General features: G+C 45.7%; 6 protein-coding genes and 3 pseudogenes. 2 read left to right on the top strand and 7 right to left on the bottom strand.

The features are described from left to right. From GCWU000325_RS12205 to GCWU000325_RS11635, 3 genes and pseudogenes are all read right to left on the bottom strand, one after another. Nucleotides 1-204, bottom strand: a pseudogene (locus GCWU000325_RS12205) (hypothetical protein); the annotation flags it as partial. Between the two features lie 104 nt (nt 205-308). After that, the gene (locus tag GCWU000325_RS12515; protein WP_006256090.1) at nt 309-443 is read right to left on the bottom strand and encodes a hypothetical protein; all 135 of its coding nucleotides are present in this window, start codon (nt 441-443) and stop codon (nt 309-311) included. Then, on the bottom strand, nt 418-678 hold the full coding sequence (locus tag GCWU000325_RS11635) for a hypothetical protein (protein ID WP_006256089.1): 261 nt from the start codon (nt 676-678) through the stop codon (nt 418-420). The genes GCWU000325_RS12515 and GCWU000325_RS11635 overlap by 26 nt, the downstream gene beginning before the upstream one ends. 75 nt (nt 679-753) lie before the next feature. Here GCWU000325_RS11635 and GCWU000325_RS08745 point away from each other — a divergent pair, with 75 nt between their 5' ends. Both GCWU000325_RS08745 and GCWU000325_RS12055 read left to right on the top strand, forming a co-directional pair. Beyond that, nucleotides 754-7,719, top strand: a complete 6,966-nt coding sequence (locus GCWU000325_RS08745) for an IS5 family transposase (protein WP_006256088.1) — start codon at nt 754-756, stop codon at nt 7,717-7,719. 133 nt (nt 7,720-7,852) lie between these two features. Further along, nucleotides 7,853-8,317: pseudogene (locus GCWU000325_RS12055) on the top strand (hypothetical protein); the annotation flags it as partial. A 64-nt stretch (nt 8,318-8,381) separates the two neighbouring features. On the opposite strand, the gene GCWU000325_RS08735 reads toward GCWU000325_RS12055, so the two are convergent. From GCWU000325_RS08735 to GCWU000325_RS12425, 4 genes and pseudogenes are all read right to left on the bottom strand, one after another. Beyond that, nucleotides 8,382-9,386 (bottom strand): nucleotidyl transferase AbiEii/AbiGii toxin family protein, encoded by a 1,005-nt coding sequence (locus GCWU000325_RS08735; protein ID WP_040599576.1) that lies wholly within the window; start codon nt 9,384-9,386, stop codon nt 8,382-8,384. Beyond that, on the bottom strand, nt 9,371-10,078 hold the full coding sequence (locus GCWU000325_RS08730) for a DUF6088 family protein (RefSeq protein ID WP_006256085.1): 708 nt from the start codon (nt 10,076-10,078) through the stop codon (nt 9,371-9,373). The genes GCWU000325_RS08735 and GCWU000325_RS08730 overlap by 16 nt, the downstream gene beginning before the upstream one ends. A 90-nt stretch (nt 10,079-10,168) precedes the next feature. Next, nucleotides 10,169-10,285, bottom strand: a pseudogene (locus GCWU000325_RS12050) (helix-turn-helix domain-containing protein); the annotation flags it as partial. Beyond that, nucleotides 10,239-10,400 (bottom strand): DNA methylase, encoded by a 162-nt coding sequence (locus tag GCWU000325_RS12425; RefSeq protein WP_083788013.1) that lies wholly within the window; start codon nt 10,398-10,400, stop codon nt 10,239-10,241. The pseudogene GCWU000325_RS12050 and the gene GCWU000325_RS12425, both read right to left, overlap by 47 nt. Nucleotides 10,401-10,479: the final 79 nt, after the last annotated feature.

Genomic DNA, 10,479 nt, shown 5'->3' with positions numbered 1-10,479 from the left:
GCGCTTGCGACGGCGAAGGCACAGACCGTTAGAGCGGAAGAGCTCATAGCATTGGTCGCGCCCGATGGTAAACTTATCTGCATATTTGCGACGGCATAGCTCGTAAAGGATGCGTATGCCGGCCTTGGGTAAAGAGCTGCGAAGCTCCTGCGCATAGAACACGATGCTGCTGCGCAGGACGTCTAACTCCAAAGAGCGATCCACATGGCGATAATATCCTTGTCTGCTTATGCCAAGATAACCGCAGAGTAAACTGACAGGATGACTTACCGGCTCCTGTCTTTCTTTTCCCTGCGACAAGGTCTTGATTACTTGGCAGCGGAGTTTTTTCGTATACGGATGTTGTATTTCTTCTCGGCAAGGTCGATCATCGTCTTGTTGGCCAAACCATAAAGTTTTTCAACGGCCAATTCTTTTTCAAGACGTTTGATCTCTTTTTTCATGAGCCTTGCGCTCGCGTAATAGCTGCGCTTGGAGTGCTTCGAGTGTATCGGGGATATCTTCTTTTTTCATAAGATATGCTACTGACGAGACGTCGGGTGAGCCATATTCGGTATAAATACGATGGAATGTACTTAAAGGGATACCGTGACGAGAAGAGAACTCATGCAAGGTTAAGCCACTTGTTACATACTGATGTAATAACAGTATTTTCTCTGATTCATTGTAATGAGACATAAATTTTTACTCCTTTGTGATTGAGAAAGTGTCAACTTATTCAGTACACTACATACCACAAAAGAAGTTACCCTTATGGCATACAATAAGAAATCAGTTTTAGAGGCCAATACGGAAGCCATCCGTGTGGTCTTACGATTGGAGAAAGAACGCCGCGAAGCCACCGAAGCTGAGAAAAGTATTTTACGAAACTACCAAGGCTTCGGTGGTTTGAAATGTGTACTCAACCGTACAGATAACCCCGATGACATCCGCTATTGGAGCAAGTCGGAGCAAAATCTCTTTGAACCTACCCAGCAGCTCAAACAGATGATTTATCGTGAAGCCGTAGATGCCAACACTGCCAAGCGGTATTGGGAGAGCATCAAGGCAAGCGTACTGACCTCCTTCTATACCGATACCCGTATCGTTTCAGCCATCTCAGACGCACTTGTCTCCACAAACCTGCAGGTAAGACGATGCTTAGACCCATCAGCAGGTATGGGTGCATTTGCCGAGACCTTTGCAAGGCAGGCTGGAGTTGTAGATGCAATGGAGAAAGACCTGCTTACTGCTCGTATCAGCCAAGCCCTGCACCCGTATGGGAAAGGCAATATCTTCGTCCACAATGAGCCTTTTGAAGCCATTGGAGAGCTGGAGGACAAGGATAAGTACGACCTTGTAACAAGTAACATTCCCTTTGGCGATTTCATGGTCTATGACCGAGAATACAATAGAGGTAAGGATACACTAAAGCGCGAGTCCACACGTACCATTCATAATTACTTCTTCGTGAAAGGTCTGGACTGCATCAAGGAAGGTGGCTTACTGGCATTTATCACCTCACAGGGCGTTTTGGACAGTCCCCGCAATGAAGCCATACGCCGTTACCTCATGCAAAACAGCCGCCTTATCTCTGCTCTCCGACTGCCATCGGGTATGTTTTCAGACAATGCAGGAACGGACGTGGGCAGTGACCTCATCGTCCTGCAGAAGCAGACGAGTAAAGAAATCAGCGAGGACATTGAGCAGCAGTTCGTAGAAACCGTTTCTGTTCCCAAGGAAGAAGGCTCTTCTGTCGTCTTCAAGCAAAACTCTCTTTTTGTAGGAGATTGGAAAGACATTTCTCATCGCACCGTTGCCACAGAGCGCATAATGGGTACAGACCCTTATGGAAGACCTGCATGGGAGTATCGGTTCACGGGAGGGATTGAGGAAATGGCAGAAAGTCTCCGAACACAACTCTCTCTTGAAATGGGACAACGTATCGACCGCAAGCTCTATGAAACTGGCATACCGATGACCAAGGAAGAATGGCAGGTGAGGGTTAATGAAATACTGCAAAAATTAGGAGTTACCGTGCAGGCGGAAGGAAAACCGCAAATGCTGGGAACAAAGGAGGAAGACGATACTGGCGCCCATAACCTCATGCCCGATAGTATCAGGAAACAGTTGCCTAAACTTTACAGCACGGAAAAGGAACTCATTGGCGATAAGGTTGCCTACGCACGCTATTTCTTCCCTATGGGAGCATACACAGCCTACCTTTTGGAATATGACCCCAAGAGCCGCATTGGTTTCGGTGCTGTCACGATGGGTTACGGCTGGGAGCTTGGCAATATGTCCCTCGATGAGATGGAAGGTGTGAAAGTAAGAGGACTGGGCATAGAGCGCGACCTGTATTTCTCTCCTAAGAAACTGCACGAGATAGCCGAATTGGAAGAAATCGTCAGGGGACAATATACTAAAGAAAAAGTGGTGGCAGAGGAAATCAAGGAAGAAGCAATAACAAAGACAGAGAATGAGGTTAAGGAGACTGTGGCCATTGCTTCTGAGAACGATACGCAGATAATGGAAAATACCGTTCCTAACGGAGAGACAAGCCCATTACAGCCATCATCACCAGAGTCCGCCCCACAACAATTAGTATCAGAACAGCCTTCCATGACTATTGAACCTGCACCCGAAGGCGTACCCGCCCTGACACTTCATCATCAATACGAACAGGAAAGGCTGGAAATCCGTACGGATATTGAAGCTCCGAGAGAAATGAACGGACAGACGATATTCTTTGACGACGATCATCATCCGGTGGTGGACAATAACATGGAAGATATCGGACAACCGGAGCAGCTGTCACTGTTTGCCCCGGAGGAATACAGCCTTTGGACAAGAGAGGTTACCCGTGTGAACAATGAAATCAAGGATAATTCAGGAACTTCACAGGCGCATCGTCCTATAACAAAAACTGTACCCCAGAAATCATCGGAGTCCAAGATGCAAAAGGCAGCGACTATTCCTCAACGGCGTACTCGTGGCAGCAGGAAAGCAGCTTCTTCCTCTCCACGTGAGCCGTCGCTTTTCGACTTTATGAATGAAGCCGAGGAGCGCAAGCCGCAGCCGATAGCGGAAGTCAGAAAGGAGTTTGACGCTTCCCCGCGCCCTTTTCTCTCTTCGCCGGACTCTCACCTGAGAGACGGCTCCATTGTCGTGCAAAAAGGTCAGGTGGGGTTTCTTTCTGACTTGAAGCGGCATCCGACCTTTAACCCGATGGACTTGCCGTATGCACAAATCTCACGGCTCAAAGCCTATATCGAGATACGAGAGTGTTATCACCGCCTCTATGACTACGAGGCGAATAACCAAACTGAGGACAAGGAGGAACGTGAGAAACTCAACCGCCTTTATGACGGCTATGTCCTACGCTGGGGTTACTTCAACCAAAAGGCGAACGCCGATGTGATAAAAATGGATGCCACGGGCGTGGAAATGCTTTTCTTGGAACGCTCCAAGAATGGCAGGTACATCAAAGCGGACATTTTTGACCACCCTACGGCATTTTCTACCACGGAACTGACCGTTGCCGCAGACCCGATGGAGGCACTGGGCGCATCGCTCAACAAGTACGGTACGGTGGAACTTGACTATATGGCTTCTCTACTGCCTGATATGGAAGAAAGCGACATCATCTCTTCCTTGGAAGGTCGCATCTATTTCAATCCCGAAGAGAATACCTATGAGGTAGCCGACAAGTTTATTTCGGGCAACGTGATAGAGAAAGCGGAGCGTATCGAGTCGTGGCTATTGGACCATCCCGACCACGAGGAGGCAAAGCAGAGCCTTGCAGCCCTGCGTGCCGCCACGCCAACATCTATTCCCTTTGCAGACCTTGACTTCAATCTCGGTGAACGCTGGATACCTGCCAAGGTCTATGGCAGGTTTGCCTCGGAGTTCTTCGGAACAGACATTGACGTATCCTATCACTCCAATATGGACGAGTACAGCATTGTCTGCGACCGTAAAAATGCCAATATCTGGCGTAAGTATGCCGTGCAGGGCGAATTTCGGTCTTATGACGGTATCAACCTCTTGAAGAACGCACTCCACAATACCATTCCTGACATCAACAAGAGTAAGGAGGTGACGGATAGAATTACGGGAGAAACCAAGACTATTAAAGTCAGGGACGGGCAGGCCATACAGATGGCGAATGCCAAGATTGAGGAGATACGGCAGGGCTTTGTCGATTGGCTCGGACGGACGCCTGATACTTTCAAACAGCAATTGTCCGACCGTTACAACCGTCTTTTCAACTGTTTTGTCCGACCGAACTTTGACGGCACACATCAGACTTTTCCCGACCTTGACCTCAAACGGTTGGGCATTGCCGACCTCTACAAGAGCCAGAAGGATGCCGTATGGATGCTGAAGACCAATGGAGGAGGCATCTGTGATCACGAGGTGGGGGCGGGCAAGACACTCATCATGTGTACGGCAGCCTACGAGATGAAGCGATTGGGACTGGCAAACAAGCCAATGATTATCGGACTGAAGGCAAACGTCTTTGACATTGCCGACACCTTTAGAAAGGCTTATCCCAATGCGAGGATCTTATATCCGGGCAAGAATGATTTCAACAAGCAGAACAGACAACGCATTTTCAACGACATCAAGAACAACGACTGGGACTGCATAATACTTACGCACGAACAGTTTGGTATGATACCGCAGGCTTTGGAGATACAGGAAGCGATTATACAAAAGGAACTGGACTCCGTAGAAGAGAATCTCGAAGTACTTCGTATGCAGGGAGTAGACATCTCCCGTGGTATGCTCAAAGGATTGGAAAAACGCAAACAGACGCTTGAAGCCAAGTTACAGAATATACAGGATAGTATTGCTGAAAGAAAAGATGATGCCGTGGATTTTAAAATGATGGGGATTGACCACTTGTTTGTAGATGAGAGCCACCAATTCAAAAATCTGATGTTCAATATCCGCCACGACCGTGTGTCGGGCTTGGGCAACCCAGACGGCTCGCAGCGTGCCTTGAACATGCTCTTTGCCATCCGCACCATACAGGAACGGTCTGGCAAGGACTTGGGGGCGACATTCCTGTCGGGAACGACCATCAGTAATTCACTTACAGAACTATATCTGCTATTTAAGTATCTCCGTCCACAGGCTTTGGAGAAGCAAGGTATCAACAGCTTCGACGCATGGGCAGCCGTCTTTGCCAAGAAATCGACCGACTACGAGTTCTCCATCACAAACGACATCATTCAGAAAGAGAGGTTCAGGACGTTTATCAAGGTGCCGGAGCTTGCCGCCTTCTATGCCGAGATTTGCGATTTTCGCACGGCAAAGGACATCGGTATCGACCGTCCGGAGAAGAACGAGATACTGCACAATATACCGCCGACACCGGAGCAGGAGGTCTTTATCGGCAAGCTGATGGAGTTTGCCAAGAGTGGTGATGCCACGCTTTTGGGACGTGCGCCACTGAGTGAGAGCGAGGAAAAGGCAAAGATGCTGATTGCAACAGACTACGCCAGGAAGATGAGCCTTGACCTCAGAATGATAGATGAAAATGCTTACTCAGATCATATCGACAACAAGGCAAGCCATTGTGCCAAGATGCTCAATGACTATTACCGAAAGTTCGACGCACAGAAAGGAACACAATTTGTTTTCTCGGACTTGGGAACTTACAAGCCCGGTGGAGACTTCAATGTCTATTCGGAAATCAAGAGAAAGTTGGTGGAAGATTACCATATCCCATCCTATGAAATACGCTTCATTCAGGAGTGCAAGAACGAGAAAGCCAAGAAAGCAATGGTGGATGCTATGAACCGTGGAGACATCCGTATTATCTTTGGTTCTACCTCTATGTTGGGAACAGGTGTAAATGCCCAGCAACGTGCCGTAGCAATCCATCATTTGGATACGCCGTGGCGACCCTCAGACTTAGAGCAGCGCAACGGGCGAGCTGTGCGCAAGGGAAACCTTATCGCTAAGGAATTTGCGGACAACAAAGTTGATGTGATTATCTATGCCGTGGAACGCTCGTTGGACAGTTACAAGTTCAACCTGTTGCATAATAAGCAGCTTTTCATCAACCAGCTGAAGACCAACACGCTCGGCTCCCGTACCATCGACGAAGGTTCGATGGATGAGGACAGTGGTATGAACTTCTCAGAATATGTAGCAGTGCTTTCGGGTAATACCGACCTTTTAGAGAAAGCAAGATTGGACAAGAAGATTACCACCTTGGAATCAGAACGTAAGAATTTCCTTCGGGAACGTGATGCTGCAACGGGGAAGTTGGCCGAGATTGAGAGCTCCGTGTCCTTTCATACGGACAAAATCAAGGAGGCACAGTCTGACTTGGCTCTCTTTGAGAAGCGTGTGAAACGTGATGAAGAAGGTACACCTATCAATAAATTGACAATCAAAGGTGTGGAAGACAGTACAGACATCAAGATCATAGCTGCACGTTTACAAGAAATAGACGAAAAAGCTCGCACCAAAGGAGAGTACAATAAAATCGGTGAGATATACGGCTTTTCCATCATGGTCAAAACGGAGAGCATTTCCAAGGACTTGTTCGACTGCTCAGTGAACCGCTTCTTTGTGAAAGGGCAGGAGAGTATCTACTATACCGAGACCTCTGCAAAACCCCTTCTACAATTTGTCTTTCTTAAATATTCTTTGTACCTTTATCGTATGAAACAAAAGTTATCCTCTCCAAGTTTTGCTGACCTATTCCTTGGACAAAGAAAGGTCAAGCAGACATTATTTTCACAAATAAATACAATCATTGATTGGGCACCTATTCGTGCTATAATAGAAGTGGCTTATACAAAAGGCTATAAGTCTACTGGCCGGCCCAGCTATGACAGCCTTGTTTTATTCAAGATAGAATTACTCCGCACCTGGTATGGTCTGAGTGACGGAGAAGTTGAAGATCAGGTTAACGACCGCCTGTCTTTTAGTCGCTTTGCAGGTCTTGGCATGGAAGATATTGTTCCTGATAGTACTACTGTGTGCCGTTTTCGCAACATTCTTGTTGAAGCGGATTTGTATGATACGCTTCTTGAGGAGTTTAATAGGCAATTGGAAGCTAAAGGAATCATTGTAAAGCGTGGCACAATTATTGATGCCAGCATTACGAATACGCCCCGTCGCCCCCGCGGAGGTAAGAGCTATGAGGTCGTTGAGGATAGAAAAGAGGATGAGAACATGGAGGTTTCGGAGAAAGCCATGCTCAAAGAAGTTGTCAAGCCTAACGTAGACACAGAAGCCCGTTGGGTAAAGAAGATGGGAAAGCTCCACTTCGGTTACAAGCGTCACACGGTAACGGATGAAAACGGATTGGTGCTTGCCGAGGAAACGACAGCTGCCAATGAAAGTGATATGAAACACTTAGAAACACCCCTAAAGAAAGCTAAATTGCCACGGAAAGCACTTGTCTATGCCGATAAAGGATATGACTCGATGGAGAACAAAGAAACCCTCAAACGTATGAAACTCAAAAGTCGTATCATGCATAAAGGAACAAGAGGACATGAAATTACAGAAAGGCAGCAGCGTATCAACGTTGCGATAAGTAAGACACGCTACAAAGTAGAACGTACCTTTGGTTCTATGCATAGATGGTTTGGTGCTGGAATAGCAAGATACGTTGGACTTTCAAAAGCACATGCGCAGCATATTATGGAATCCATTGCCTACAACTTGTACCGAACACCTGGGATTATTGTGTCAAATTCTATCAGATAATATGAAAATACACCGATAAAAGATTATTATCTACTCAAAAATAACCTCCAACGGCATCGTTTAATCAAAAATATTTATTCTTCTAAGAGTGTATGGGTGAGAATTGAGAGGATGATAGGTTTTGCAGAGGTCTCATACCTATAATAATGGTAAGTTGGCAACTGATCCGAAACTTGCGTGCCAGAACTTTGTTAATGCCTTGGAGCGTATTCCTAAGGTGATTGAGTCGCATGAGAAGGAAATGGAGAAAATAACAGCCAATAAGGATGTTTACATTACTATTGCAAACAGCTCGTGGAAAAAAGAGGACGAGTTTCGCTCACTTAAAAGTGAAGCTGCGGAGCTGGACAGAAAGATTGCACTTACACTTGCACCACCGGAGGAAGAGAAAGAAGATGAGCAAAAAGTTGGTATAGAAGAAGATTTACGTCCATCCATAACTGCTTATGAAAGACGGACGGAACTGTCATCATCAGCTTCAACCTCAACTGTCCCTGACAATCCTCTGTCTACCCAAAATGAAAATCAGCAAAATATCACGGACAAAAAGGACGTGATGAGTAATACCGTTGTGGGCAAACCCAAATGGAAAATGTAATGTTGTGTATGTCAAGTCTGCAAATGAGAAAATATATGCCCTGATTTGCAGACTTGAATATGCGTTATTGAGCGCTTATTTTTTCAATATGTACCTTCTCCAAGGACTTCAGTATTACAGCAAATGATGACTTTATTACTTCTGGGGATGGTATCGGTCGATAAGCAATCAAAGACAAATTCTTTTCGTATATGGGAGACAAAGACGTCCATAGCGCATCAAAGTCTGTCATCAACGGAGATGCGCTTAAACTTTCCAATTCACCCCATCCTTTCGGCTCGTCAAAAGCCTGACGGTCATGTCTTATAAGGCTTTCCACATCACTTGCAAACGCTTTGTCAAGAACATAGTCCCGAAGTTGCTCAATCGACAATAACGCATCCAAATCATAGAAATGGCGTATTTTGGACGATAAGGCGGCCAATGGGCTATCGCTCATTGAAAAGCGGATGAGAGAAACGGTTTTCTCACACAACGTTTGTTTAAGCGACAATACGTTCAGTTCAAATGGCTCAAGGTGGTATTGGGTGATAAAATCATCCATACCCTGACTCTTCAGAAATGTTGTTACAAAGGGTTCTATCATCCGTTTTTCATTTGGGAACGGATTGGCAAATGCACTAATCTCCACAATTATACGGGCAGGAATAGGATTTGTATTTGCGTCCAGTTCTATTTTGGTATCATAGAGAAATGCTTGTTTCCTGTATTTCGAACCTTTGGATATGTCTGGAAATTCTTTATCTTCCACCAAACCTGCTGTTACCTCTTTTATGAGATGCGACAGGAGCGTTTTGACTTGGTTGCCGCTCATTTGCTCGCTGATGACAGCGAAATCGACATCCTCTGAAAATCGGTTGATGAGTTGATATGCCTTGGATAACGAAGTTCCACCCTTAAACACTATTTGCGGAGCATAGGCACTCTTGGATAATAATCGGAGTACCGCTGATATGTAATAGTCCTTCTCTATCAGTTGGACAGGGATGCCCAAAGCATCTGAAGTTGCATGAACAAGGTCCGTAAACAGTTCCGGCTCTAAATATAATTCTTTCATTCTATGTTCCATTGATTAGAAATTGATTTTGATGAGAATCCAATCCTAAATCGCGTCAGTGGACTCAATGTACGATGCAGTTCTGCAGCCAAAGGCTCCTCGTCGAGCATAGAGCCTAATAAGGCTCGCGTAAACGGAGAATATCTCATAGCAAGCTCCACCAAGAGTTTTTTCCTTTTCTGGCTATACCCATTCACTTTGGTTTTAAGGAGTGAATACGATTTGTCAATAGCAGTATCGGGTATTTTTTTTATCCACTTTAAGCAATCTAACAATCGTAATAGCTCAATATTTTCCCGGGTAATTATATTTTTCTGCAAAACGAATCGTATGGCATATATCCCTCGTCTTCGGTTTCGACCGGGGAAGTTTGTTCCAATTTCAAGCATAGTTGACTGTTGTGTTGTCAATCCCAATAAGTTAAAAGCATAGAGACCTGTCAAATAACCAATCGGAGTGTCATTCTCGTAAAGCAAATCCTTGAACCGTTCCTCCAATGCCGGACCGACAGTACCAAACTTCGTTTGCTTGGGTTTGTAATAAATACCCGGATTCAACCGCTCTATCGTTCCTGCTTGAACAAGCCGCCCCAAGGCAACTACGGCTGCATTCTGTTCGGCACGCGAAAGTTTCAAATCTTCCATACGAAAGACCTTGCCTTCCTCAAAACCTAAGACCTTTTGCCTTATTGTCTTACTTGTCATACTTGCCTGTTTTTGGTGCAAAGGTACTCTTTTTGTTGTGTAAATGCAAGTATTTACACAACAAAAAGAGGAGCAGTATATCCAAAACACCTACCATTCCTCCCGTTTTCGTACCATTTCATCTATCTCCTCGCGTAAAAACAACAAACGTCCATTGGCCTTAAGATAGGGGATTTTTCCTGCCCAAACCCAATAATAAGAGACCTTTGCAAAATAAGGAGGTGTAGTAAAGAGGAGTTCTTGGCATAAAAGGAGCGAGTGAAAGGGGTGGCAGTAAGGAGTGAAAGTAGTTGTAAATCCCCCTTTGAGGAGCTGCTTGCACGAGCTCCTCAAGGGTGGTTATGCCTTATCCTACAAATGAGGACATAATTATCCCCGGGGTTCTGTATAAATTAAAGGCG

The sequence above is a fragment of the Alloprevotella tannerae ATCC 51259 genome (assembly GCF_000159995.1).
Classification (GTDB): Bacteria; Bacteroidota; Bacteroidia; order Bacteroidales; family Bacteroidaceae; genus Alloprevotella; species Alloprevotella tannerae.
Note: the sequence above shows the minus strand (reverse complement) of the source record. Positions and strands in the feature narration are given on the sequence as shown.

Excerpts from the sequence above, each read along its gene's own strand:
- GCWU000325_RS12515 (WP_006256090.1), bottom strand. The coding sequence starts at position 443 with ATGAAAAAAGAGATCAAACGTCTTGAAAAAGAATTGGCCGTTGAAAAA.
- GCWU000325_RS11635 (WP_006256089.1), bottom strand. The coding sequence starts at position 678 with ATGTCTCATTACAATGAATCAGAGAAAATACTGTTATTACATCAGTAT.
- GCWU000325_RS08745 (WP_006256088.1), top strand. The coding sequence starts at position 754 with ATGGCATACAATAAGAAATCAGTTTTAGAGGCCAATACGGAAGCCATC.
- GCWU000325_RS08735 (WP_040599576.1), bottom strand. The coding sequence starts at position 9,386 with ATGGAACATAGAATGAAAGAATTATATTTAGAGCCGGAACTGTTTACG.
- GCWU000325_RS08730 (WP_006256085.1), bottom strand. The coding sequence starts at position 10,078 with ATGACAAGTAAGACAATAAGGCAAAAGGTCTTAGGTTTTGAGGAAGGC.